The 23,826-nt window shown below is 61.5% G+C and carries 18 protein-coding genes and 1 pseudogene; 11 read left to right on the top strand and 8 right to left on the bottom strand.

All coding sequences use genetic code 11. The features are described from left to right. The first annotated feature begins 75 nt into the window (after positions 1 to 75). From G6N82_RS12975 to G6N82_RS12990, 4 genes are all read left to right on the top strand, one after another. Positions 76 to 489, top strand: a complete 414-nt coding sequence (locus G6N82_RS12975; protein WP_165197071.1) for a nuclear transport factor 2 family protein — start codon at positions 76 to 78, stop codon at positions 487 to 489. 360 nt (positions 490 to 849) lie between these two features. After that, entirely contained in the window at positions 850 to 2,106 is a 1,257-nt protein-coding gene (locus tag G6N82_RS12980; protein ID WP_165197073.1) for an MFS transporter, read from the top strand. Between the two features lie 41 nt (positions 2,107 to 2,147). Then, complete coding sequence (locus G6N82_RS12985; RefSeq protein ID WP_165197075.1) at positions 2,148 to 3,476, top strand: APC family permease; 1,329 nt, start codon at positions 2,148 to 2,150, stop codon at positions 3,474 to 3,476. An 88-nt stretch (positions 3,477 to 3,564) separates the two neighbouring features. Further along, positions 3,565 to 4,425 carry a LysR family transcriptional regulator gene (locus G6N82_RS12990; RefSeq protein ID WP_165197077.1) on the top strand — a complete coding sequence of 287 codons (861 nt, stop codon included), beginning with the start codon at positions 3,565 to 3,567 and terminating at the stop codon, positions 4,423 to 4,425. A 28-nt stretch (positions 4,426 to 4,453) separates the two neighbouring features. Here G6N82_RS12990 and G6N82_RS12995 read toward each other — a convergent pair whose 3' ends face one another. From G6N82_RS12995 to G6N82_RS13010, 4 genes are read right to left on the bottom strand one after another with little or no spacing between them, the layout of a single operon-like run. Beyond that, positions 4,454 to 5,629 (bottom strand): M14 family metallopeptidase, encoded by a 1,176-nt coding sequence (locus tag G6N82_RS12995; RefSeq protein ID WP_165197079.1) that lies wholly within the window; start codon positions 5,627 to 5,629, stop codon positions 4,454 to 4,456. Positions 5,630 to 5,647: 18 nt separating this feature from the next. After that, the gene (locus G6N82_RS13000) at positions 5,648 to 8,680 is read right to left on the bottom strand and encodes a TonB-dependent receptor (protein ID WP_241255109.1); all 3,033 of its coding nucleotides are present in this window, start codon (positions 8,678 to 8,680) and stop codon (positions 5,648 to 5,650) included. Then, positions 8,677 to 9,633 (bottom strand): alpha/beta hydrolase, encoded by a 957-nt coding sequence (locus G6N82_RS13005; protein ID WP_165197083.1) that lies wholly within the window; start codon positions 9,631 to 9,633, stop codon positions 8,677 to 8,679. The genes G6N82_RS13000 and G6N82_RS13005 overlap by 4 nt, the downstream gene beginning before the upstream one ends. Continuing rightward, positions 9,630 to 11,015 carry a dicarboxylate/amino acid:cation symporter gene (locus tag G6N82_RS13010; protein ID WP_165197085.1) on the bottom strand — a complete coding sequence of 462 codons (1,386 nt, stop codon included), beginning with the start codon at positions 11,013 to 11,015 and terminating at the stop codon, positions 9,630 to 9,632. Before G6N82_RS13010 ends, G6N82_RS13005 begins: the two co-directional genes overlap by 4 nt. Positions 11,016 to 11,255: 240 nt before the next feature. Here G6N82_RS13010 and G6N82_RS13015 point away from each other — a divergent pair, with 240 nt between their 5' ends. The 4 genes from G6N82_RS13015 to G6N82_RS13030 all read left to right on the top strand — a co-directional run bounded on the left by G6N82_RS13015 (position 11,256) and on the right by G6N82_RS13030 (position 17,778). Further along, complete coding sequence (locus G6N82_RS13015) at positions 11,256 to 12,914, top strand: ATP-binding protein (RefSeq protein ID WP_206520208.1); 1,659 nt, start codon at positions 11,256 to 11,258, stop codon at positions 12,912 to 12,914. After that, on the top strand, positions 12,911 to 14,230 hold the full coding sequence (locus tag G6N82_RS13020) for a sigma-54 dependent transcriptional regulator (protein WP_165197089.1): 1,320 nt from the start codon (positions 12,911 to 12,913) through the stop codon (positions 14,228 to 14,230). The genes G6N82_RS13015 and G6N82_RS13020 overlap by 4 nt, the downstream gene beginning before the upstream one ends. 111 nt (positions 14,231 to 14,341) lie before the next feature. Beyond that, the gene (gene acs, locus G6N82_RS13025) at positions 14,342 to 16,279 is read left to right on the top strand and encodes an acetate--CoA ligase (protein WP_165197091.1); all 1,938 of its coding nucleotides are present in this window, start codon (positions 14,342 to 14,344) and stop codon (positions 16,277 to 16,279) included. A gap of 65 nt (positions 16,280 to 16,344) precedes the next feature. Further along, positions 16,345 to 17,778, top strand: coding sequence for an NAD-dependent succinate-semialdehyde dehydrogenase (locus G6N82_RS13030; protein ID WP_165197093.1), 1,434 nt, complete (start codon positions 16,345 to 16,347; stop codon positions 17,776 to 17,778). On the opposite strand, the gene G6N82_RS13035 is transcribed toward G6N82_RS13030, so the two are convergent. Beyond that, entirely contained in the window at positions 17,775 to 18,671 is an 897-nt protein-coding gene (locus G6N82_RS13035) for a DUF1963 domain-containing protein (protein WP_165197095.1), read from the bottom strand. The genes G6N82_RS13030 and G6N82_RS13035 overlap by 4 nt on opposite strands. 105 nt (positions 18,672 to 18,776) lie before the next feature. On the opposite strand from G6N82_RS13035, the gene G6N82_RS13040 reads away from it, so the two are divergent. Genes G6N82_RS13040 through G6N82_RS13050 form a run of 3 tightly spaced genes read left to right on the top strand, consistent with a single transcriptional unit; the run spans position 18,777 to position 20,978 of the window. Then, entirely contained in the window at positions 18,777 to 19,889 is a 1,113-nt protein-coding gene (locus G6N82_RS13040) for an S-(hydroxymethyl)glutathione dehydrogenase/class III alcohol dehydrogenase (RefSeq protein ID WP_165197097.1), read from the top strand. Positions 19,890 to 19,896: 7 nt separating this feature from the next. Continuing rightward, positions 19,897 to 20,400 carry a prolyl-tRNA synthetase associated domain-containing protein gene (locus tag G6N82_RS13045; protein WP_165197099.1) on the top strand — a complete coding sequence of 168 codons (504 nt, stop codon included), beginning with the start codon at positions 19,897 to 19,899 and terminating at the stop codon, positions 20,398 to 20,400. Continuing rightward, positions 20,397 to 20,978 carry a GNAT family N-acetyltransferase gene (locus tag G6N82_RS13050; RefSeq protein ID WP_165197101.1) on the top strand — a complete coding sequence of 194 codons (582 nt, stop codon included), beginning with the start codon at positions 20,397 to 20,399 and terminating at the stop codon, positions 20,976 to 20,978. Before G6N82_RS13045 ends, G6N82_RS13050 begins: the two co-directional genes overlap by 4 nt. On the opposite strand, the pseudogene G6N82_RS13055 reads toward G6N82_RS13050, so the two are convergent. The 3 genes and pseudogenes from G6N82_RS13055 to G6N82_RS13065 all read right to left on the bottom strand — a co-directional run bounded on the left by G6N82_RS13055 (position 20,975) and on the right by G6N82_RS13065 (position 23,802). Beyond that, positions 20,975 to 21,986: pseudogene (locus tag G6N82_RS13055) on the bottom strand (fumarylacetoacetate hydrolase family protein). The gene G6N82_RS13050 and the pseudogene G6N82_RS13055 sit on opposite strands and share 4 nt — an antisense overlap. Continuing rightward, entirely contained in the window at positions 21,983 to 22,627 is a 645-nt protein-coding gene (gene maiA / locus G6N82_RS13060) for a maleylacetoacetate isomerase (RefSeq protein ID WP_165197103.1), read from the bottom strand. The pseudogene G6N82_RS13055 and the gene maiA overlap by 4 nt, the downstream one beginning before the upstream one ends. Beyond that, positions 22,627 to 23,802: an acyl-CoA dehydrogenase gene (locus tag G6N82_RS13065; protein WP_165198255.1), complete on the bottom strand. Its 1,176-nt coding sequence runs from the start codon at positions 23,800 to 23,802 to the stop codon at positions 22,627 to 22,629. The genes maiA and G6N82_RS13065 overlap by 1 nt, the downstream gene beginning before the upstream one ends. Positions 23,803 to 23,826 lie beyond the last annotated feature (24 nt).

Genomic DNA, 23,826 nt, shown 5'->3' on the forward strand with positions numbered 1-23,826 from the left:
ATTTGCTCAAAGGTAGAGTTCGGCTCTGCCACTTACGGCGAAGCTTTGCCTGACAGGAATGCGGAGGGCTGGGACATGGACAACTTTTCGAAACAAGGCCCAGAGCTTCACGCCGACTATGTCGATGCGATCAATTCGAACGATATCGATCAGGTCATGGCGCTCCTGTCGGATGACGTCGTTTTTCAGGTTGCCGGCGAGCCTGAGCTGATCGGAAAGTCAGCCGTCAGGGAGTGGGGCGCGAGCTTCTTCGAGGCTTTCGATGCCCATTACGAGAAGGCGCAGCTCGCTTTCGAGAAATCCGGCATGCTGGCGATAGACCGATATGTCTATTCGGCGCGCTTTGTCGGCCGGGAAGACGGAGAAGTGATTACCGAGCATGGCAAGGGCGTTGCGATCTACCGGCAAGGGGAGGGCGGTAGCTGGCACATCATCTTGGATGGGTGGAGCCCGGACGAAGTCATGCCGGTCGATGCCTTGGCGAGTTGAGAAGGATTTTTTGCAGCATGCGTCTGCGTCTGCGTCGAGCGGTGCAGCGATGCCGAGGCGAAGGATGAAGGAATGCGCGAGCCGACGGGCTCGACACAATATCAGGAGCTGGTCCTGAAATAGGCCAGGGTCTGATTCCGGCGGATGGCTTCTGCGACCCGGCCATCCGCCGGATTTCCAACTCAGAATGTTCCAAGACGGTCCCGTTTGCGCGTCAGCAGCAAGCGTAGGGACGGTCATTGGAAAAATACCTGGGCGCGCGAACCGTAGAGCAGGAGTTGCGCCGTGCAATCATCGTCTTCCACACTGACTGTACCGGCTGTTGCACAACCAGTTCTTCCTTCGCTCGCTGAGCACAAATTGGCGCGCTTTTCCGCCATCGTGATCCTCTATTTCATGCAGGGCGTGCCTTTGGGTCTGACGCTGGTTGCCATACCGGCCTGGCTGGCAGCGAGCGGCGCTTCACCCACAGCGATCGGCGTATTCGTTGGCACAGCGATGTTGCCCTGGTCGCTGAAACTGATCAACGGGCTGTTGATGGATCGGTTTACCTTCAAACCGATGGGCCGCCGCAGGGCCTGGATCCTCGTCGCTCAAGCGATGATGGCGACGACCTTGGTTGCCTTGGCGGTTGCCGCGCCGTCTGCAGCGCAAGTCGGGCTGCTCGCTTGGTTCTGCTTCACTCTCAACATTTGTGCGACCTTTAACGATGTGGCGGTTGACGGGATGGCCGTGGACCTTGTGCCCGATGAAGAGCGCACTACCGTGAATGGCTTCATGTTCGCGTCACAGGCACTCGGGGTTTCGGCGACGAGTTTCGTCGCCGGTCAGTTGCTGGTGACAGGTAACATAGCAACCATGGCGCTGGTGCTTGCCGGCTTCGTCGCTGTTGTTTCGACATTCGTGGCGATTTTTAGGGAACGCCCGGGCGAGCGATTGCTGCCCTGGAGCGAGGGGCGCGCGTCGCAGGAATGCGAGGAGCGCCAGCAGGGGGCGTGGTGGCCGATCATCAAAGGGGTGTTCCAGTCCCTCGCTTCGCCCCTGATCCTCCTGTACCTGTTGGGAGTGGCTTTCTCACAGGGCAGCTGGTCGTTCATTGACGCCGTGAGTCCGCCTCTGGCGGTGCAGGAGCTCGGCTGGGGGAGCGACCAGTTCTCCAGCTTTTCCGCCATGGCCAGTCTGCTTAGCGCCATTGCCGCAGCGATATTGACGCCGCTGGTGGTACGCCTGGTCGGGCTGAGAAATGCCATTGCCGGTCTGTTCGTCTTGATCGCGGCACTGGCCGTGATCGGTGGGGTGACTTTCCCGACCTGGCAGAATGACCGGATCTTCCTCGCCTTGTACAGCCTCCAATATGGTGCAGGGTTGCTCCTCAACATCCTGCTGATCGTTTGGGCTATGCGGGTCTGCAATCCTGCCGTGGCCGCAAGCCAGTTTGCGTTGTTCATGGCCGTGCCGAACTTTTCGCGCTCGATCTTCTCGGGCTATTCCGGCTGGCTGGCAGAAAATGGCGGATATGCGCTGACCTATTACGCCGTTGCCGCGGTGACACTGATTGGCCTCGCGCTTTGCCTGCTGGCGAAAATCGGCAAGAAAGGCGGGGCAGCGGCGGTATGAGCGAAAACGCTACCCCCGGACATCTGCAAAAGCGGCTGGGAATGCCGTTTGCCATCGCCGTCTGCGTGGGCACTGTCATCGGCACCGGCATAATGCGGGCTCCCGGAGAGATCGCTCAGATGGTGCCGGATCCGGTGATCGTGATGCTATTGTGGCTGGCAGGCGGGGTGTACGTGCTCTTATCATGCAATGTCGCGGCGGAGATTTCGTCTGCGCTGCCCAAGGCCGGCGGTCATTACGTCCCCGTACGAGAAGGGCTTGGCGATGCCATGGGATTGCTGGTCGGCTGGACGATGTGGGTCGCCTTTGTGGCGGTGAACGCCGCGATAGCGATTGCTGCAGCGGACTTTCTGGGATCGATCATACCGTGGATCGGCGAAAACGTGTCGCTTTCGGCAATGTTGATCCTCCTCGCTGTCACTGCGCTTAACTGGCCCGGCGTGGAAGAAGGTCGCTGGGTGCAGATCGTGGGAACGGCGATAAAGATCGGCCTTCTCATTGCCGTGGTGGCAGTCGCGCTGGCAATGCCTGCAGGTTCTGCCGCAGCGGTGGCGCCAACCGATGCTGCGTCCGCAATGCCTGAGCCCATTGGTATTCTTTCCATCCTGCTGGGCCTGCAGTTTATCGTTGCCGTCTATGACGGGTGGTACAGCACAATCTATTTTGCCGAGGAGGACAGGGATCCTGGCCGCAACATCCCGAGATCGCTGTTCCGTTCGGCCATCATCGTGACTGTCATCTATCTGGCAGTAAACTACAGCCTGATACGCGCGCTGGATTTTGACGTGCTGCGTTCGTCAACACTTCCCATGGCACCTGTGATCGAGGCGGCATCGGGGCAGTGGGGGAATGTTTTCGTGGCGCTGCTGGCAACGCTCATGGCGCTCGTTACCTTGAATGGCTCGGTTATGGCGACGCCGCGCATACTCTACGGCATGGCACAAGACGGCCTCTTCCTCAAAGCTGCTCTGCGGGTCAATCGCGGGGGTACGCCAACGTTGGCCCTGGCTGCCGGCACGCTTATCTCGATCCCGCTGGTTTTTTCGGGTGGATATGTGTTTGTTTTCCGCTTGATGGGGGCACTGACGTTGCTGGCTGCTTGCCTCTATGTCCTGTCCTATTTCGCGCTGCGTATACGCCAGCCCGACCTAGCGCGGCCGTTCTGCGCGCGCGGCCATCCGGTCCTGCCGGCGTTGATCCTGATAATCAATTGTGCGTTGGTCGGCAGCTTCGTTTACTCGGAACCAGTCAGCGGATTGTTGATGTTGGGCCTTGTTGCCATCTGTATTCCCGTAGGGATCCACCTTAACCGGCAGCGGCAGGCGGCAAGTCTTGGCAAGGGGATAGCCGCCGCGGCTCCGTTACCGTGATATGAGCGATCCTGCGGCAAGGTATTTGCATCGATAAATCAATAGAACCTACTGTTTGCTCCATGTCATTCTGTTTAAAAGAACCTACATGGAACTCAACTATCACCATTTGCGCTATTTCCAGGCTGTCGCGATCGAAGGCAATCTGACCCGCGCGGCCGAAATCCTCAATGTTTCGCAATCCGCGGTCTCGACACAGATTCGCTTGCTTGAAGACCGGCTTGGCCAGCAGTTGTTCGAGCGCCGCGGCCGTGCATTGCTGTTGACCGAGGCTGGCAGGATTGCGCTCGATTATGCCAATTCGATCTTTGCCAGCGGCGACGAACTCGTCGCGACCTTGCAAGCCAGCGGGCATCAGCGCCAGGCCCTCAGAGTCGGCTCGCTCGCGACACTTTCGCGCAACTTCCAGCTGCAGTTCCTGCGGCCGCTGCTGGGGCGAAGCGATGTCGAGGTCATCCTGCGTTCCGGCAGCGCGGGCGAATTGTTTAACGCTCTGGCCGACTTGCACCTTGACGTGGTGCTGACCAACCAGCCTCCACCGCCGGACACGCTGAACAGTTTCATCGTGCGTCGCCTGGACGAACAGGGTGTAAGTTTGATCGCCACACCCGCGTTGTTGGCGGGCGCCCGGCCGATCGCGCAGTTGATTGCGGAAACGCCGATGATTCTCGCCACTCCCGGATCGGCGCTGCGCATGGGCTTCGATGCCATGGCAGACAGGCTGGGCCTAAGGCCCCAGATCGCTGCGGAAGTGGACGATATGGCGATGATGCGCCTGCTTGCCCGTGAGGGTGTGGGCCTTGCCGCGATCCCGCCGATTGTGGTGCGCGACGAGCTGGCAAGCGGCGAACTGGTCGAATGCGCGGAATTGCCGGGGTTCGTCGAAAGCTTTTACGGGGTAACCGTGGAGCGAAAGTTCCCAAACCCTTTGCTCCAGACGCTATTCTAACGCTTTGCGGGTTGTCCGACCTCGCCAGCTATGGTTCGAGCAGTTCCAGAGCCGCCGGTAGCGAGCCGGCCAATTCCGCGGCAGCCGCGCGCAAGGCTTCCCGATCGGCGCTATCTGCCACCTCATAGGTGTAGGCGGGAATGCCATAGGTTTCGTGGAACCAGTTCTTGGTCGTCCCGCTGCCGGGGTTGGCGTTGCGGCGTTCGACCGTAAACGGGTAATCCGCAAACGCGTTCTCCTTTGCCGTCAGCCACGCATTGAGGAATTCCACCTGGCGTGGTGTCGCCTCATCGCCCTGCACGTAAAACAGGTTTGCGTAGGTCGAATGGAAATCCAGCATCAGGACAGGCCGGATGTCGGGAGCCAATGCATCGAGCCAGCGCTTGACCGCTTGTGTCTCAGGCTGCGAGAATTCGCCCCAGTCACGGTTGAGGTCCTTGCCGCCAAGATTTGCGCGCCAGTTGCCATGTGCCACCCCGTCGGGATTGAGCAGCGGAATGACAAGGAACTGGTAGCGCTGGTCCAGTGCTGGGTCGGTCGCGGCCAATTCGGCAATGCGATCGACAAAGGCCTCCATCGCGATGGCGCCCGTCACTTCGGGTGGATGCTGGCGTCCAATCAGCACTACCAGCCTGGCTGCGTCGGGCTGCCCGAGGCGGAGTGCTTCAATTGGCCTGTCGGAATGCGAGTGGCCGAGTGTAACACGCTGCGCACGGGGGATACTGGCCCAGCGGGTCAATGCCTCATCATGGTCCCCCGTGTCGAACACTTCCTGCGCGCTGACTATGGCCTCGCCAGGCGGCAGGCGCAGTGTCGCAACCGATCGGTCTTCGTTTACCTCTGCTGACAGCTCAGCGCTGGTTGTACCGTCATGCCATTTGGGCGCGTAACGGTGGCGTGCGCCGAGGTAACGCAGATTTACGGTCAGATCGTCCGGACCATCAGCCTTATAGCGAAAAGCATACCAGGGGCTGGGATTGATCGGCGGCTGGTGTTCGGGCGTTACCAGAATGCTGAACTCGCGCTCGCCTTCGATGACGCATCGAGAAGAAGAGGCGGCCTCGAAATCGAAACTGATCCTTGCGGCCGTTGTCGAGCAGGCAGTTTCGACCGCTGCGGTGCTCGAAATCGGCGAGGGGGGCATGCTCGATGAGCATGCCCCCGTGGCCAATGCCAGTCCGATCAGGAGATGTCCCTTATTCATCCCCTGACTTCTTGCGCATCAGAACTCCTTGCGCAATTCGATATGGAAGACACGTCCGCGAGCCGAGTGCAAATCGCTGAAGTAGCCGAACTGCTCGTCCGCCAGCGGAGGATCCTTGTCGAACAGGTTGTTGATAGCGAAGCGTAGCCGGGTGCCATCCAGCGGTGTGTCGTTCTCGATCGAATAGGCGATCGAGAAGTTCACTGTGAACATATCGTCGACGCGATAGAAGTTTCCGTTTGGATCATCCGTATCGATCAGCACGTCCCGCGTCACACTGGTATCCCAGACCTTGCCGACATACTGTCCGAACATGCCGACTTCGACCGGGCCGCTTTCCCAGTTTACCGAGCCGCTAAAGCGCCATTTCGGACGCCCCTCGATCTCGAGCAGCTCGCCAAGGCCGCCGACCGTCACATCAGCCGGTAGAAGACCGTCGGCGATCCCTTCGAGCAGTTCCTGGCTGTCAGGGCCGGCGGACTGGACGAAGCTCTTAAGACGGGCCGCATTGAAGCGAAGGCGGAAATCGCCTGCGCCGAAATCGGGCACGCGATAGAACAGGCCGAAGTCCCAACCCTTGGATACGCGGCTATCGAGGTTGAGATATGGATCGATCACGCGAATGATCTCACCCGCAGGCGACAGGCTGGTGCCGGTAAACAGGGCGATGGCATCGGCATCGGGATCGGCGCGGATTACGTTAGGATTGCTGCTGCCGTTGAGCCGACGCAGCAGGTCCAATGCAATCGCATTGTCATCCCCGAAGGTGCCGACCAGTCCGGTCTGCTTGACGCGCCAATAGTCTGCCGTCAGCGTCAGGCCAGGGATAAAGGTCGGTTCAAGCACGACACCCAGATTGATGCTCTCGCTATCCTCAGGCTTGAGATTTTCGCTCCCCGAACGGAAGCTGACCGTACTCTCACCGGGGCACGCGCCAAGATTTGCCAGCGTGCCCTTTTCGACCCGTGCCTGGCAGACGACGAAGTCATCCCGGGTGTTAACCCGTGTCGTGCCCTGGTCGTTCACTTGCACAAGGTTCGGTGCGCGGAAACCTTCGGACCATGCGCCGCGGAAGGTTACGCCCGGGATTGTGGTCCACGACGCAGCCACGCGCGGCACCATGGCGGTTTCCTTGATATCATTGAAGCGTTCGATCCGGCCGGCCAGCTGGACATTGAATTCCTCGACCAGTGGGATGTTCATGTCCGGGCTTACAAGCGGAACGAAAACTTCTGCGTGCGCCGAGTAAACCTCGCGATTGCCGCTTGTATCAGGCGTTGGGCTGGTGCCGACAACGTCACTGCCGACAAATTCGCCGGTGATGCTGTCAGTGAACGTAATCGTCCCATCGAGCCGGGGATCGCGATCATCGAAGAAGGTTTCGCGACGCCATTCGACACCGGCGGCGATGCCCAGGTTTCCGCCGGGCAATGAGATCAGATCGTCCCGGCTGACCTTGAAATCGGCCAGAGCGAGGCTGGTCCCGCCCTTGCGGAACACATCGATCCGCATCGAATCCAGCACGGCTTCGGGATTGGGTGTGCAGTCGCCTTCGCCCGGATCGTTCAGGCAGCCCCCGTTGAACGGGTTGTACGCATCCGGGGTTGTCCGGTTGATGGCTTCCTGTGCCAGCGTCATGGAGACGCGGTTGCGCGCAAGGTCGGTCAGCTTCGCTTCGGAATAGAGGAAACCGGTATCGAAGTCCCAGTTGCCGAAATTGCCGCGCAGGCCGCCAACCAGCCGGTAAGTGTCCTTGTCTACGCTCACATCGCGGCTGCCGACATCGACGAAGCGATAACGCTCCATGATCACATCAGCGCCACCGGCAGCGATCGTGGTTCCGGGGAGCCGGTTCGGGCTGCCAGTCGGTCCGAACGGATTCCAATAGGCATTGCGCGAAATGCCGATCGGCGTTGCGCCCAGAATGGCTGAAGCCTCGTTGTTACGGCGGCTTTCGGAGCGATAGAAGCTGCCTTCAAAGTAGAATTCGAGACTGTTGCTCAATTCATAGCTCAGCAAAGCCATTGCATTGTAACGGCTCTTTTCGCTGATCAGCGTGCCATCAAAGTTCTGGTTGTAGCGCACTGCCGTAGTCGGGGTCGTTCCGGCACGGGCACAGATCCCGCCGCCGAAATTGAGCGGAGCACAGCCCGGAAACGTGCTCGGCTGAAGGTAGAAGTCGTCGTCACCGATTGGCGTGCGGCTTGATGGTGCCTGGATATCGAACTGGCCAAACGGGCCAAAGGTGTTGCGGTTGTTGAACGAAGCATCACCTTCGAAATCGGTACCTTCTACCAGCGGCAGGCGGTTTTCGTCAGCCGCATAGCGCCGTTCCGAAGTGGGCAGGCCGTTCTCATGGAAATAACCGCCGTAGACGGTCAAATTGCCGCGCCCGCCCGCAAAATCGAAGCCATAGCCGCCGCTGATGTTGTAGCTGTACAGGCTGGTTCCGTCAGAGGCGCGCCAGTCGGCTTCAAGGAATCCGCCCTTGCGATTGCCCCTGAGCACGGTGTTGATCACGCCAGCGACCGCGTCGGCGCCATAGATTGCCGACGCGCCATCGCGCAGGACTTCGATCCGGCGAATACTGCCGGGGGCGATTTCATTGGTGTCAGAGCTAACCACAGGTACCAGCAATTCAGTCTGGAAACCGGGGTGCAACGTCATCCGCCTGCCGTTGATCAGCAGCAGCGTATTGCCGGTGCCGAGGTCGCGCAGGTTGATCGAGCCGACATCGCCGCGCGCGCTGTTCTGAGTTGTCGCGTTCTGTTCGTTGAAAGCCACCGTGCCCGCTTGCGGAATCGCGCGGAACAATTCGTCGCCCGACGCAGCGCCGGTATTCTCGATCGCTTCCTCATCCAGCACAGTTACCGGCAAAACGTCATTGATTTGCGCACCCTGGATCTGGGTGCCGATGACGACGATCTCCCGTTCCTGCGGCGGTGGCGGCGGACCCTGGACGTCCTGAGCGGTTGCAGCCGTCGCGGTCGCGGCCAGGCTTGTGCCCGACAGCAGTATCAACTTGCGAATCGTTCCCTGTTGCATTGTCATTCCTCCCGAATGCTTTCTTTGAAAATCGTATCGAACCATTTGGCGAAAATTGCAGGCCATTGGCTGATCACCTGGCCTGGCTCGCCCAGGCCCCAGCCATGGCCACCCTCGTTGAAAATGTGCAGTTCAGCAGAAGCGCCCTTCGCCCGCAATGCCTGGAACAGGGTGATGCCGTGTGCCGGCGGTGTGATCTGGTCGTCAGCTGCGGAAAAGATGATCGTCGGCGGCGCATCTGCGCTGGCGTGGGTATCTAGCGACCATTCCTCTTGCGCGGCAAGGCTGGGATCCGTGCCGATGATCTCGCGGCGGGTGCGCGTGGTGTCATAGGGCTTGCGCAGCGTCACCACCGGGAAAAGCAGGACTGAGAAATCGGGCCGGGCGCTCGCCCCCTCATAGCGGTCGCGACCCTCGTAAAGAGCTCGCCTGGGCTGGAGCGCGGTAAACCCGGCGAGGTGACCGCCAGCCGAGAAGCCCATGATCCCGATCCGGTCGGTGCGCAGGCCGAATTCGCTGGCGCGCGTGCGCACGATCTTCATGGCGCGCTGGGCATCAGCGAACGGCGCCCCGGCATCCCACCCATCATTCGGCAGCCGATAGATCAGCTCGAACACGGTAAAGCCGCGTTCCTGCAGCCAGCGTGCTGCGGGCGTGCTTTCCTTCCACAGCTGGATCCTGAAATAGCCACCGCCGCCACACACTATCACTGCTGCCCCATTCGGCTGTGCGGGGCGGTAAACGCGCATGCGCGGCGTGGAAATGTTGGATACGGCGCCATACCCTGACCCGGGCCCGCCGATCTTCTCCGATCCGGTAGGGCCGCCCTGGCCCGGAGCCCGGCCGGGCCAGAGCAGGATTTCCTCATGCTCGGCGGCAGCCAGCGGCGCCCATGCTCCTAGCCCAGCGCAAGCGCCGAGCAAGGTCGCGGTCGAGAGCAGGGAGCGACGTGCAATCACGTGGAATGTCCCGCCAATTCTGCCGCCAGCGCTTCACTGTGCGGGCCGGTGCGCTCGTGGTGCTCGATGTCTATTTCGGGCAGCGGCAGCGGATTGCCAGCCATGGCGGCTGCAAGCCGTGAGTGGTCGAGCGCGCCTTCCCAGCGCGCCACCACGATGGTGGCCACCGCATTGCCGATGAAATTGGTGAGCGCGCGGCATTCGCTCATGAAGCGGTCGATCCCCAGGATCAGCGCCATGCCCGCAACCGGCACGGATGGTACGACCGAGAGCGTGGCCGCAAGGATCACGAATCCCGCGCCGGTGACTCCCGCCGCACCCTTGGAACTGATCATGGCGACCAGCACCAATGCGAACTGCTCGCCCCAGCTCAGATCAATCCCGACCGCCTGCGCGATGAACAGCGCGGCCAGCGTCATGTAGATATTCGTGCCGTCGAGATTGAACGAATAGCCGGTCGGCACCACCAGCCCGACCACGGTCTTGCGACAACCAGCGATCTCCATCTTCTCCATCAGGCTGGGTAGTGCCGCCTCGGAAGATGATGTGCCGAGCACCAGCAGCAGTTCTTCGCGCAGATAGCGGATCAGCGAGAAGATCGAGAAGCCGGCGAAATAACCCACTAGCCCGAGCACAACGAGCACGAATAGCAGCGAGGTGAGGTAGAAGGTGGCAATCAATGCAGCGAGATTGGCCAGTGATCCAATGCCAAACTCGCCGATGGTGAAAGCGATCGCGCCGAAGGCACCGATCGGCGCAAGTTTCATCAGCATATGGACCAGCTTGAACACGATCTCGCTGAGCGAGCCCATGACATCCAGCACAAGATCACTGTGCGGGCGGGTCATTGCCATGGCCACGCCCGCCAGTATTGCGACCAGCAGCACCTGGAGGATTTTTCCTTCCGTCATGGCGCTGAAAAGGGTCTCGGGAATTATATCGAGCAGGAAGCCGGCGATGCTTTGCTCATGGGCCGTCTGGGTATAATTAGCGACAGCTGCCGCATCGAGCGATGCCGGATCGATGTTCAGGCCAGCGCCTGGGCGCACCACATTGCCGACGATCAGGCCAATGATCAGCGCCAGGGTCGAAAAGAACAGGAAATAGGCGAAGGCTTTGCCGGCGACGCTGCCGACCTTGCTCATGTCGCTCATCCCGGCGATGCCGGTGGCAACGGTCAAGAAGATCACCGGGGCGATGATCATCTTGACCAGCTTGATGAAGCCGTCGCCAAGGGGCTTCAGCGAAGCACCGAATTCAGGGAAAAGATGGCCGACAATCGCGCCAAGGACGATTGCGGTCAGCACCTGCACATAAAGCTGGCGGTACAACGGGTTCTTCTGCGGCTGTTCCTGCGCGGACGCTCCAGGCGCTTGCGCCATTCCCTCTTGCCGCCCCATTACCCTCTTCCCCTGTGCTGCAGTTTCAACTGCCTTCTGACCTCAGATTAGGCGCAAGTTCGGTCAGGGCAAGGAATGCACTGAAATCTAATTACTCACTTTGAATCAGTAGTTTGATAATTGTGACGGTGCAACTTGTCCGGATAATCGCACAGATTTCTTGATCAATTTGCGAAAATCCGCACAAGGTCGATTCGAAGGAGGGCGGCTTTGGGCAACCGCATGGGAAATTGGTACCTGCCGGGAATTGCCGGCCTGGCAATGCTATTGATCGGCTTGCTGGCGATGTTGGCCGTCGATCGCGCCACGCGTGCTGCCGCCCTGGATGAGGTGCAGACAACCGCGGCGGGTGACCTGGCGATCCTGGCGGCAGGGCTTGAGAGCGAGCTCGACAAGTTCAGCCTTGTGCCAAGGGTTCTGGCTGCAGACCCGGAAGTGCGGGCGCTGTTGCAAGGTGAAGCCCGGCAACAGCCTGTGCTGAATCGGCGGCTGGCCGATCTTGCTGCGCAAACCGGAGCTTCGGCCATCTATCTGATGGATAGCAGCGGTCTCACGCTGGCAGCCAGCAACTGGAACTTGCCCACCACATTTGTTGGCTCGAATTACGGCTTCCGGAGCTATTTCTCAGAAGCCGTGGCGCGCGGATCATCCAGCGAATTTGCCCTTGGTACGGTCAGCCGCCGACCGGGTCTCTACATCGCGCAGCGGGTCCAGTCGGGAACAACCACGCTTGGCGTGATTGCGCTCAAGGTTGAATTCGATGCTATCGAAGAAAGCTGGCGCGAGGCCCAGGAAGGGGTGTTCGTGACGGATGCGGACGGTGTGGTGCTGATCACCAGCAATCCCGAATGGCGCTTCCATACAACGCGCCCGGATAGCGCAGAGGCTCGCGATCCGGCGCAGGACGGCTTGCGATTTGGCAGGACCTCGCTCCCCACGCTGTTCCAGGGATCGGATGGAAAGGCACCTGCCGCCGATGCCCTGATTGAGAAGATCCAGCCCATTTCGCCTGAAGGATGGGAATTGCATCTGCTCGTCAACCCAGAGCCGCGGATGGCGGCAGCTGTGGCCAGTGGCCGGTTGATGGTGTTGTCCGGCCTGATCCTGGCGGCGCTCTTGCTGGGCGGCCTGATCTGGTGGCTCAGACGGCGCGAAGTGCAATCGGAATTGCTTTTGGCTGAGCAGACATCGATGCTGCGCGATCAGCTGCTGCAAGCCAACCGGCTGGCCACGCTGGGACAGGTTACCGCCGGGATCGGACATGAGATCAGGCAGCCGGTGGCGGCCATGCGGGTCTTCGCGGAGAATGGCGAGCGGCTGCTGGCCAAAGGCGAAAGCTCCGCAGCTTCAGAGAATTTTGCGAAGATCGTAGCGCTAACTGCCAAAATCGGACAGATCACCGAGGAGCTGCTCCGGTTCAGCCGACGCGGCGCGCGCGAGCCGCGCGAAATACCGCTGGCGCGAGTGATAGACGGAGCCTTGCTGCTGTTGCGTGACCGGATCGAACGGCATGGCGCCGCAGTGGTCCGGCCCGATCCCCAGCTGGCGCAAACCATGGTTCGCGCTGAGCACGTGCGGTTGGAACAGGTCTTGGTGAACCTGCTCCAGAATGCGCTCGACGCCACCGCACCGGGCGGCGCAATCGCAATCGACATCGCGCTTGATGCGGATCGCTGCTTCCTGACGGTTGCCGATAACGGAGGCGGGATCGATCCTGCGGTTCAGGCGACGCTGTTCCAGCCTTTTACCACGACCAAGGAGGAGGGGCTTGGCCTCGGCCTGGTAATCTCGCTCGACATCATGCGCAGCCTTGGCGGCGACCTGATTGCCGAGAGCGGCCCTGACGGCGCCCGTTTCACCATGGCGATCCCGCGCGCATGAATGAGGCATCGCCCATCGAAGTCATCCTGGTTGAAGATGACCGGTCGCTGAGCGAAGCGACATTGCAGGCGCTTAAGCTGGAAGGCGTCGAGGCGCGCGCGTTCGAGGATGCCGAAACCGCGCTCAAATCCTTATCCAGCGAGTTTGCAGGGGTGGTCGTCAGCGACATTCGCATGCCAGGCATGGACGGCCTGCAATTCTTCGCCCGCCTGCGCGAAATGGACGCCGAATTGCCGGTCATCCTGACGACCGGACATGGCGACGTCGAAATGGCGGTCGAGGCAATGAAGGCGGGCGCGGCCGATTTCCTGGCCAAGCCCTATTCCTCGGTCGAGCTGATGCGCTCTATCAGGCTGGCAGCTGAAAAGCGGGCGCTGGTGCTCGAAAACCGGCGCTTGCGCGGTGAATTGAGCCAAAGGAGCGAAGTCGGCACCCTGGGTTCGTCTGACGCAGCGCTCAAGCTGCGCAACGTGGTCGATGCTGTCGCGCGTTCCGAGATTGACGTGATCGTTGAAGGGCCGGTTGGCTCCGGCAAGAGCTATGCCGCCCGGCTGATCCACGATCTCAGTCCTCGTTCCGGCAGGCCATTCGTGACCCTCGATGCAGGTATCATCGCGCATGAGGACGCCGAAATCTTGTTGTTCGGTCGCGAGCCTTCGGCCGGCCTGTCGCGCACCGGCTTGCTGGAACGTGCCAATGGTGGGACGCTGTTCCTTGACGAACTCCTTTTCCATTCCGATCACATCCATTCGCGCCTGCTCGCGGTGCTCGACAGCAGGTCCGTCTTGCCGATCGGGGCTGATCGGGCACGCAAGATCAATGTCAGGGTCATCCTCGCCCGCAATCCCGCCGCGCAGACCGAGGCTGCGCCCCAGCGCGTCCCACTTGAGCAGCGTCTCGGAGCGGTGCGGATTACCATGCCGTCACTGGCCGAGCGACGTTCCGATGTGGCCGAAATCTTTCGCCACTTCGTGCGCCTGCATGAACGCGAATTGCGACTTGAAGCGCGCGATATAGGGCCAGCCGAATGGCGTCATATCCAGACGCACGACTGGCCCGGAAACCTGCGCGAACTGAGCGGCTACGCGCGCGCCTTCGTGCTCGGGCTGTCATCGTTCGACGTGCAGCCGGAGCTGATTGCAGGCGAGCGTTCATTGCAAGAGACCCTGGCCGATTTCGAGCGGTCGCTGCTTGAAGATGCCTTGCGCCGTTGCAGCGGCAATGTCGCCCGGCTTCAGGCAATGCTGCAAACGCCGCGCAAGACGCTTTATGACAAGCTTGCCCGCTACAATCTGAAGCCTACCGATTTCCGTTAAAAGACGGTTCTGCGGGCCGGGATTTTCGCGCGAAGAAAGATGCTCTTCCAATCTGGACGCCGGGCTTCGCTGCTCTTACTCCGGGGCAGCACATGAGCGCAGGAGCAAAGCATGCCAGCATCGAACAGCGAATTCGTGAGCCGTCCGCAGCAGGTGCGCGATACCCACTGCACCGCGGAACAATATGATGCGATGTACCGCCGTTCGATTGAGGAGCCGGACACATTCTGGCTGGAACAGGCGCAGCGGCTCGACTGGATGAAAGCGCCAAGCAAGGGTGGCGAATGGTCGTATGACCCGGTCGAGATCAAATGGTTTGCGGATGGCACGCTGAACCTGTGCCACAATGCGGTTGACCGCCACCTGGCAGAGCGCGGCGATGCAACCGCGCTGATTTTCGAGCCTGACGATCCGGCAAGCCCCGGCCGCAGCCTGACCTATCGCGAACTGCACGCAGAGGTCGTGAGGATGGCCAATGCGCTCAAGGCACTGGGCGTGCGCAAGGGTGACCGGGTTACGATCTACATGCCGATGGTGGTCGAAGGCGTGACCGCCATGCTCGCCTGCGCGCGGATCGGCGCGATCCACTCGGTCGTGTTCGGAGGATTTTCGCCCGAAGCGCTGGCAGGGCGGATCACCGATTGCGGCAGTCGCTTCGTGGTGACTGCCGACAGCGGACTGCGTGGCGGCAAGTCCGTGCCGCTCAAGGCCAATGTCGACGCCGCCCTGGCGCTAAATGGGGTCGAGGTGGATGGCGTGCTGGTGGTGAGGCACACAGGCGCCGATATCGCCATGAAGGATGGGCGCGACCACTGGTTTGGCGAGCTCGCCTCCGATGCCGATTGCCCCTGTGAGCCGATGCATGCGGAAGATCCGCTGTTCATTCTCTATACCTCGGGCTCGACGGGCAAGCCCAAGGGCGTGCTCCACACCACCGGCGGCTATGGCGTGTGGGCGACCACAACCTTCCACTATGTGTTCGATTACCAGCCGGGCGAAGTGTTCTGGTGCACCGCCGATATCGGCTGGGTCACCGGCCACAGCTATGTCGTCTACGGCCCGCTGATCAACGGCGCCACTGAAGTCGTGTTCGAAGGCGTGCCGAACTATCCCGATCACGGGCGGTTCTGGGACGTTGTCGACAAGCACAAGGTCAACATCATCTACACCGCGCCGACGGCGATCCGCGCATTGATGCGCGAGGGCGATGACCATGTGACGCGCCGCAGCCGCGCCTCGCTGCGCTTGCTCGGCACGGTGGGTGAGCCGATCAATCCGGAGGCCTGGCGCTGGTATCACGATGTGGTGGGTGACGGTCGTTGCCCGATCGTCGACACCTGGTGGCAGACCGAAACCGGCGGCTGCATGATCACGACCCTGCCGGCGGCGCATGACATGAAGCCGGGCAGTGCAGGCAAGCCGTTCTTCGGCGTTCGCCCGCAACTGGTCGATAATGAGGGCGCCGTGCTTGAAGGCGCAACCAGCGGGAACTTGTGCCTCACGCACAGCTGGCCGGGGCAGGCGCGCACCGTTTACGGCGATCACGAGCGTTTCGTGCAGACCTATTTCAGCACTTACAAAGGCAAGTATTTTACCGGCGATGGCTGCCGGCGCGACGAAGACGGATACTACTGGATCACCGGCCGGGTCGATGACGTGATCAATGTCTCCGGCCACCGCATGGGCACTGCCGAGGTGGAGAGCGCGCTGGTGCTGCATCCCAAGGTCAGCGAAGCGGCGGTGGTCGGCTATCCGCACGATATCAAGGGGCAGGGCATCTATTGCTATGTCACGCTGATGGAAGGTGAAGCGGAAAGCGACGAACTAGCCGCAGAATTGCGCCAATGGGTGCGCAAGGAAATCGGCCCGATCGCAACGCCCGACCATCTCCATTTCACGCCCGCGCTGCCGAAGACGCGCAGCGGCAAGATCATGCGGCGCATCCTCCGCAAGATCGCCGAGAATGACTTTGGCTCGCTGGGCGACACTTCGACATTGGCAGATCCGGGCGTCGTCGACAGCCTGGTCGAGGGGCGACAGAACCGCTGATTGCTTTGACATAGACCTCGCCCAAGGCGGTGCTAAGGACGGCGCGATAACGCAAAGGAGGCCTTGTGACTGAATACCCCCCGCTTCAGCTGCTCATTGGCGACGAGAAGATTGGTTCATCCGCGCGCGACACGATCGACGTGCTCGATCCCGCGACCGGCGAAACGATCGCCGCATTGCCGAAAGCCACGAGCGCCGATCTCGACGCCGCGCTTAATGCGGCTGCGGACGGCTTCAAGCGCTGGCGCTCCACCTCGGCCGACGAACGCGAAGCGGTGCTGCGCAAGGGCGCGGCGCTGATCCGCGAGCGGGCAAAGGATATCGGCGCGGCGATCACCCGCGAGCAGGGCAAGCCGCTGAAGGAAGCGATTGGCGAGACGATCTATTGCGCCATGCTGCTCGAATTCTACGCGGGTGAATGCAAACGGCTCTACGGCAAGACGCTGGTGCGCCCCGATGGGCAGCGCGTCGAAGTGCGGCACGAACCGGTCGGGCCGGTGGCGGGTTTTTCGGCCTGGAATTTCCCCGCGCTCAATGTGATGCGCAAGGTTGGCGGCCCGCTGGCAGCGGGCTGCTCGGTAATCGTCAAGCCTTCGGAGGAAACCCCGGCGGGCGGTCTCGGCATCGTCCGGGCGTTGCGCGATGCAGGCGTACCGGCCAACGTATTGCAATGCGTGTTCGGCGTGCCTTCGGACATCAGCGAACACCTGCTGGCGAGCCCGGTGATCCGCAAGGTCACCTTCACTGGCTCGACCGCGGTGGGCAAGCATCTGGCGAAGCTTGCAGCGGAGAATATGCAACGCGCCACAATGGAGCTTGGCGGGCACGGGCCGGTGCTCATTTTCAAGGATGCCGATATCGACAAGGCGCTCGATACGATGGCGGGCAACAAATATCGCAACGCCGGGCAGGTCTGCGTCAGCCCGACGCGTTTCCTGGTCGAGGAAGACGTGTTTGAGCGCTTCCGTGACGGCTTTGTCGAGCGGGCCAAGGCGGTCAAAGTCGGCAACGGGATGGAGGCGGACACCCAGATGGGCCCGATGGCAAGCCAGCGCGGCCCCGACGGGATCCAGGCCAAGCTTGCGGACGCGCTCGAAAAGGGCGCGAAGCTGGATGCGGGGGGCAACCGGATCGGCAACCAGGGCTTCTTCCACGAGCCGACCGTGCTCAGCGAAGTACCGCTGGATGCGACGATCATGAATGAAGAGCCGTTCGGCCCGGTCGCGCTGATCAACCCGATGAAGGGCTATGAAGCCATGGTGGAAGAGGCGAACCGCCTGCCCTATGGCCTCGCCGCCTATGCCTGGACGCAGGACGCGAAGCGCCGGATGCGGCTAGCCAGCGAGCTTGAGGCTGGCATGGTGGCGATCAACGGCGGTTCGGTAAGTGCCGTCGATGCACCCTTCGGCGGGGTCAAATGGTCAGGCTATGGGCTGGAAGATGGCGCGGAAGGCGTCGCCGCGTGCCTTGTCACCAAGACCGTGCACGAAAGCGCCTAGTAGCAATCCCATTGATAGAAGACCTTGCTGAAGTCGCGCTTCAGCAAGTCTTCGCGCCGGATCAGGAACTGACCCTGACCGCTGTCTCCCCACATCATGTTCCGGTCATCAGTCCAGAGTTGCAGGAGCACGCGGTCGACGTCCTGATACTCAGGGCGGATGCGCCAGTCGGACTGGGTAAATTCAGGGTGGCCGCCCACGCGGCTCTGCCCGAAGCCGTCTTCTAACGAAACCTCGCCTGCATAGGCATAGATCCTGTCCCATGCCTCTCGCTCGTTCGAAGGCGGCAAATGCTCGACGTCGCGTTCCATCAGCCATGAGTCGGTCGAGGGCTTGTGGCTGGTAGCAAACGGAACAAGCCGCACGCCCTTGGCAATTGTTTCCGGGAAAATCGGCGTATAGTCGTCAAACTTCTGGACCCCCTTGGTGCTGCCGACTTCGAGCCGTCCTTGCCCGCTCAGTGACTCGCGATAGATCACCCGAAAATCACCATTTTCGGGCTTTTCAAAATCCATCCCGTAGAGATCGCCCGTGCGGCTGATGAAGAATTGCAGTGCACCCGAAGTGGGATAGTCCGGCAACGGCGGCAACTCTCCAAAATCGACCTGCGCCAGAAACACCATCGGCTTGCCTTCGCGGTCCAGCGGCCATGTCTCGCCATCAGGCAGCCAAACGTACCCGCCAATTCGGCTGCCCCCCGCGGTGCGCGGCGCTTCCCCATCGGCGACCAGCGCGACGGCCGGTAGGCTGTTTGCCTCTTGCCAGGCTCGGAATTGCAGCACGTTCGGGTCTTGCGAAATGTCTACCTTGGCAGGCTCGGCATTGGCTGCGGTGCCTCCAAGTGTCGCGAGTAGCGCTGCGAGGATCGATCGCGGGAAGCGGAGGTAGTTCATCGGCATCGGAATATGCGCAAGTCGCCGTGCGCGCCACAGGAAATGCGTACTACTTGCTTCGCGTGCGGACTCGTACCAATCCGGTGAGGAACAGGAGAATCGCCGATGAAAACCCGCGCCGCCGTTGCCTTTGAAGCCAAGCAGCCGCTTGAGATTGTCGAGCTCGATCTCGAAGGCCCGAAGGCGGGCGAAGTGCTGGTCGAGATCATGGCGACGGGCATCTGCCACACCGATGCTTATACGCTCGACGGGTTCGATAGCGAAGGCATCTTCCCCAGCGTGCTCGGCCATGAAGGGGCGGGGATCGTGCGCGACGTCGGCGCGGGTGTGACCTCGGTCAAGCCGGGCGACCATGTTATCCCGCTCTATACGCCCGAATGCCGCCAGTGTAAGAGCTGCCTCAGCGGCAAGACAAACCTGTGCACCGCGATCCGCGCCACCCAGGGCAAGGGGCTGATGCCGGATGGCACATCGCGGTTCAGCTACAAGGGGCAGACGATTTTCCACTACATGGGCTGTTCGACCTTCTCGAACTTCACCGTGCTTCCTGAAATCGCCGTCGCCAAGATCCGCGAAGACGCGCCATTCCAAGCCAGCTGCTACATTGGCTGCGGGGTCACCACGGGAGTCGGCGCGGTAGTCAACACGGCCAAGGTGCAGGTGGGTGACAATGTCGTTGTGTTTGGCCTTGGCGGAATCGGCCTCAACGTGATCCAGGGCGCGAAGCTGGCCGGCGCGAACCGGATTATCGGCATCGACATCAACCCGGCGCGCGAGGAATGGGGCCGCAAGTTCGGCATGACCGATTTCCTCAACACGCGCGGCATGAGCCGCGACGATGTGGTTGCCAAGGTGGTCGCCATGACTGATGGCGGCGCCGATTACAGCTTCGATTGCACCGGCAATACCGAGGTAATGCGCACCGCGCTCGAATGCTGCCACCGCGGCTGGGGCACTTCGGTGATCATCGGTGTTGCCGAAGCGGGCAAGGAAATCGCCACCCGCCCGTTCCAGCTGGTGACGGGACGCAACTGGCGTGGCACCGCGTTCGGCGGGGCCAAGGGCCGGACCGATGTGCCCAAGATCGTCGACTGGTACATGGACGGCAAGATCCAGATCGATCCGATGATCACCCACGTCCTCAGCCTAGAGGAGATCAACAAGGGCTTTGACCTGATGCACGCCGGTGAAAGCATCCGCAGCGTGGTGGTGTATTGATCCGCGCATGACGAGCGAGGAGCGGCTCTATGCAGACCTTGCCGCGCTTGGCATCGAATACGCCGCGCATGAGCATATCGCCGTGTTCACGGTCGAGGAAAGCCGGCAGGTAGACGCCGAAATTCCCGGCGCGCACACGAAGAACCTGTTCCTGAAAGACGCTGGCGGGGTGTTCTGGCTGGTAACCGTGCCTGCCGAAGCGCGGGTCGACCTGAAGGCGTTGCCAAAGGTGATCGGGTGCAAGCGGGTGAGCTTCGGCAAGGCGGATGACATGGAGCGGCTGATCGGGATATCTCCCGGTTCGGTCACGCCACTGGCGATGATCAATGCGGCACCGGGCAGCGTCACGGTGGTGATCGACGCCGGGCTGGCGGCGGCCGAGCGGGTCAATGTCCACCCGCTGCGCAATACGGGGACGTTCGGACTTGCGGGCGCCGATATCCTGCGCGCGCTCGAGCACTGGGGTCATGAGCCGGTTATAGCCGCGGTCCCGCACCAGGACGGGTCATGAAGATCGAAGCTCTGACCGGCTCGGCGATCCTTCCCGCCATCCCGGCGCTGGCGGAGCTGCGCATCCGCGTGTTTGCCGAGTGGCCCTATCTCTATGATGGCGACGTGGCCTACGAAGAGGATTATTTGCGCGCCTTTGCCGCATCTGAAGATGCTGTGCTGGTGCTGGCGCGCGATGGCGAACGGATCGTCGGCGCCTCGACAGGATCACCTATGGCGGCGCAAGAGCGCGAAATTCGCGAACCGGTCGAAGCATTTGGCTTCGATACGTCCGAAGTCTTCTACTTTGGCGAGAGCGTGCTGCTGCCCGATTGTCGCGGGCAGGGGATCGGCCATGCCTTTTTCGACCAGCGCGAGGCGCACGCCCGCGCGTGCGGCGCCCGTTACGCCGCGTTTGCCTCAGTCATCCGGCCCGACGATCATCCCGCGCGACCGGAAAGCTATCGCCCACTCGACAGTTTTTGGCTTGGACGGGGCTATGCCAAAGTCAACGGCCTCACTTGCCACATCGCCTGGCGCGATCACGGCGAAGCGGCCGAAAGCCCCAAGTCGCTGCAATTCTGGATGCGCGAGCTTTAGACCGCCACGACCTTCTGCTCGATCGCGCCGAAGATCGAGTGATTGTGCGCATCGCGCATTTCGATCCGCACGGTGTCGCCCGGTTGCATGAAGCGGGTCTTGGGTGCGCCGTCATAGATCGTTTCGATCATGCGGATTTCTGCGATGCAGCTGTAGCCGAGCCCGCCTTCGCTCACCGGCTTGCCAGGGCCGCCATCCGCGCCCTTGTTGCTGACAGTACCCGAACCAATGATGGTGCCCGCACACAGCTTGCGCGTCCTCGCGGCGTGCGCAACCAGTTGCGCAAGGTTGAACGTGGCATCGACGCCGGCCTCTGCCCGGCCAAAGGCGTCGCCATTGTAATCAACCATCAAGGGCAAGTGTATCAGCGAATCCTTCCACGCATCCCCCAGCTCGTCCGGCGTCACCGCCACGGGTGAGAAGGCGCTCGCGGGCTTGGACTGGAAGAAGCCGAACCCCTTGGCCAGCTCGCCCGGGATCAGGCCGCGCAAGCTCACGTCGTTGACCAACATCAAGAGCTTGATGTGGCCTGCGGCATCCTCGGCAGAGACACCCATCGGCACATCGTCCGTAATGACGGCGACTTCGCCCTCCATGTCGCAGCCCCAGGCCACATCGCCCAGCGGGAATGTCCTCGCGGGGGCTGAGGAAGCTGTCGCTGCCGCCCTGGTACATCAGCGGGTCGTGGTAAAAGCTTTCCGGAACTTCCGAGTTCCGCGCCTTTCGCACCAGCTCGACGTGATTGATATAGGCCGAACCATCCGCCCACTGATAGGCGCGGGGCAAAGGCGAGAGCGCCTCGCGCTCGTGGAAGCGCTCGCACGGCACCGCTTCATGCTCGACATCCATTGCCAGCACTTCCAGCTGCGGCGCGACCTCTGCCCAATTGTCGAGCGCGGCCTGCAAGGTCGGGGCAATATTGTCTGCCGCGCAATAACGGGTGAGGTCTTTCGAGACGACGACCAGTTTGCCGTCGCGAGTGCCGTCTTTGATGCTGGCAAGTTTCATGAGCTTCTTTCTGGATTATCGATCTGGTTGTCAGGGTGCGCGCGCTGGAATGCGGGCAGGGCAAGGCAGGCCCGGGCGATGCGCATGATGTGTGGCTTGTCACTGAAATCGAACTGGAAGCGTTCGGCATTGTAGAACTGCGGCAGCAGCACGACTTCGAACAGCCCCGGTGCATCGAACAGGAAATCTCCTGCGCCCAGCTGCGCCAGCCGCGCTTCCAGCGGCGCAAAGGTGCGCTGCAGCCAATGGCGGTACCAGATCTCGATCTCTTCCTGCGAATGACCTAGCGGGTCCTTGAGGTACTTCAGGACCGGCAGATTGTTCACCGCGTGGGTTTCAGTGGCGATGGCATAGGCCAGCTCGCGTGCGGTGTAGCGATCTTCCAAGTCGGCAGGCAGCAGCGGCTTTTCCGGATATGCCTCATCCAGCCATTCGAGCTGCGCCATCGACTGCGCCCGGTCGCGTCCGTCCGCCTCCAGCATCGGCACGCTGCCAAACGGGTTGCGGCTGGTGAAGGCTTCACCCTTCTGCTCGCTGGTGAGCAGGTTTACCGGAATATATTCGTAGTCGATCCCTTTCAGCTCCAGCGCGATGCGCAGCCGGTAGGTGGTGGAACTGCGGAAATATCCGAAGAGCTTCATCAGAACGCTGCCAGCCCGGTGATCCCGCGGCCCAGGATCAGCGCGTGGACATCATGCGTGCCTTCGTAGGTATTGACCGTTTCCAGGTTCACCATGTGGCGGATCACCTGGTATTCTTCGCTGATCCCATTGCCGCCGTGCATGTCGCGCGCCATTCGTGCGATATCGAGCGCCTTGCCGACATTGTTGCGCTTCACCACGCTGATCATGTCCGGCGCAAAACGGCCTTCGTCCATCAGGCGCCCGACGCGCAATGAACCTTGCAGGCCAAGCGCAATATCGGTCAGCATGTCGGCGAGCTTCTTCTGGAACAGCTGCGTGCCGGCGAGCGGCCGGCCGAACTGTTTGCGGTCGAGCCCGTATTGCCGCGCGGCGTGCATGCAGAATTCGGCGGCGCCCATTGCGCCCCAGCTGATGCCGTAACGCGCGCGGTTGAGGCAACCGAACGGCCCTTTCAGGCCTTGCACGTTGGGCAGCAGCGCATCGGCACCGACCTTCACATCGTCCATCACGATCATGCCGGTGGTTGAGGCGCGGAGCGAGATCTTGCCTTCGATCTTGGGCGCGGAAAGCCCGTTCATGCCCTTTTCCAACACGAAGCCGCGAATGCCGCCGCCGTGTTCCTCGCTTTTCGCCCAGACGACGAAGACATCGGCGAAGGGCGCGTTGGAGATCCAGGTCTTCGAGCCGTTGAGCACGTAACCGTCGCCATCCTTGCGGGCGACGGTCTTCATGCCTGCGGGGTCAGAGCCGGCGTCGGGCTCGGTCAGGCCAAAGCAGCCGATCAGCTGGCCGGAGGCCAAGCCGGGCAGGTACTTGCGGCGCTGTTCCTCCGATCCGTATTCGTAGATCGGGAACATCACGAGGGAGGACTGGACCGAAGCCATCGAGCGATAGCCGCTGTCGACCCGCTCGATCTCGCGCGCGATCAGGCCATAGGCGACATAGCTTGCGCCTGCGCCGCCATATTCCTCAGGTATGGTCGCACCCAGCAGGCCCGCCTGGCCGAAGAGCGGGAAGAGCTCTGGTGCATCGATCTCGTCGGCGAAAGCCTTGATCACGCGCGGCTGCAACTCGCTTTGGGCAAAGCCATGCGCTGCGTCGCGGATCATCCGCTCGTCTTCGGTCAGCTGGCTTTCAAGATCGAAGGGGTCTTCCCAGTTGAAGGGAACCATTCCGGCCAATTGGTTTCTCCTGAA

Origin of the sequence: Altererythrobacter sp. BO-6 (assembly GCF_011047315.1) — a bacterium.
Lineage (GTDB): Bacteria > Pseudomonadota > Alphaproteobacteria > Sphingomonadales > Sphingomonadaceae > Erythrobacter.

Coding starts and splice junctions, on each gene's coding strand:
- G6N82_RS12975 (WP_165197071.1), top strand. CDS start 76: ATGGACAACTTTTCGAAACAAGGCCCAGAGCTTCACGCCGACTATGTC.
- G6N82_RS12985 (WP_165197075.1), top strand. CDS start 2,148: ATGCCGTTTGCCATCGCCGTCTGCGTGGGCACTGTCATCGGCACCGGC.
- G6N82_RS12990 (WP_165197077.1), top strand. CDS start 3,565: ATGGAACTCAACTATCACCATTTGCGCTATTTCCAGGCTGTCGCGATC.
- G6N82_RS12995 (WP_165197079.1), bottom strand. CDS start 5,629: ATGAATAAGGGACATCTCCTGATCGGACTGGCATTGGCCACGGGGGCA.
- G6N82_RS13000 (WP_241255109.1), bottom strand. CDS start 8,680: ATGACAATGCAACAGGGAACGATTCGCAAGTTGATACTGCTGTCGGGC.
- G6N82_RS13010 (WP_165197085.1), bottom strand. CDS start 11,015: ATGGCGCAAGCGCCTGGAGCGTCCGCGCAGGAACAGCCGCAGAAGAAC.
- G6N82_RS13015 (WP_206520208.1), top strand. CDS start 11,256: ATGGGAAATTGGTACCTGCCGGGAATTGCCGGCCTGGCAATGCTATTG.
- G6N82_RS13020 (WP_165197089.1), top strand. CDS start 12,911: ATGAATGAGGCATCGCCCATCGAAGTCATCCTGGTTGAAGATGACCGG.
- acs (WP_165197091.1), top strand. CDS start 14,342: ATGCCAGCATCGAACAGCGAATTCGTGAGCCGTCCGCAGCAGGTGCGC.
- G6N82_RS13035 (WP_165197095.1), bottom strand. CDS start 18,671: ATGAACTACCTCCGCTTCCCGCGATCGATCCTCGCAGCGCTACTCGCG.
- G6N82_RS13040 (WP_165197097.1), top strand. CDS start 18,777: ATGAAAACCCGCGCCGCCGTTGCCTTTGAAGCCAAGCAGCCGCTTGAG.
- G6N82_RS13045 (WP_165197099.1), top strand. CDS start 19,897: ATGACGAGCGAGGAGCGGCTCTATGCAGACCTTGCCGCGCTTGGCATC.
- G6N82_RS13050 (WP_165197101.1), top strand. CDS start 20,397: ATGAAGATCGAAGCTCTGACCGGCTCGGCGATCCTTCCCGCCATCCCG.
- maiA (WP_165197103.1), bottom strand. CDS start 22,627: ATGAAGCTCTTCGGATATTTCCGCAGTTCCACCACCTACCGGCTGCGC.
- G6N82_RS13065 (WP_165198255.1), bottom strand. CDS start 23,802: ATGGTTCCCTTCAACTGGGAAGACCCCTTCGATCTTGAAAGCCAGCTG.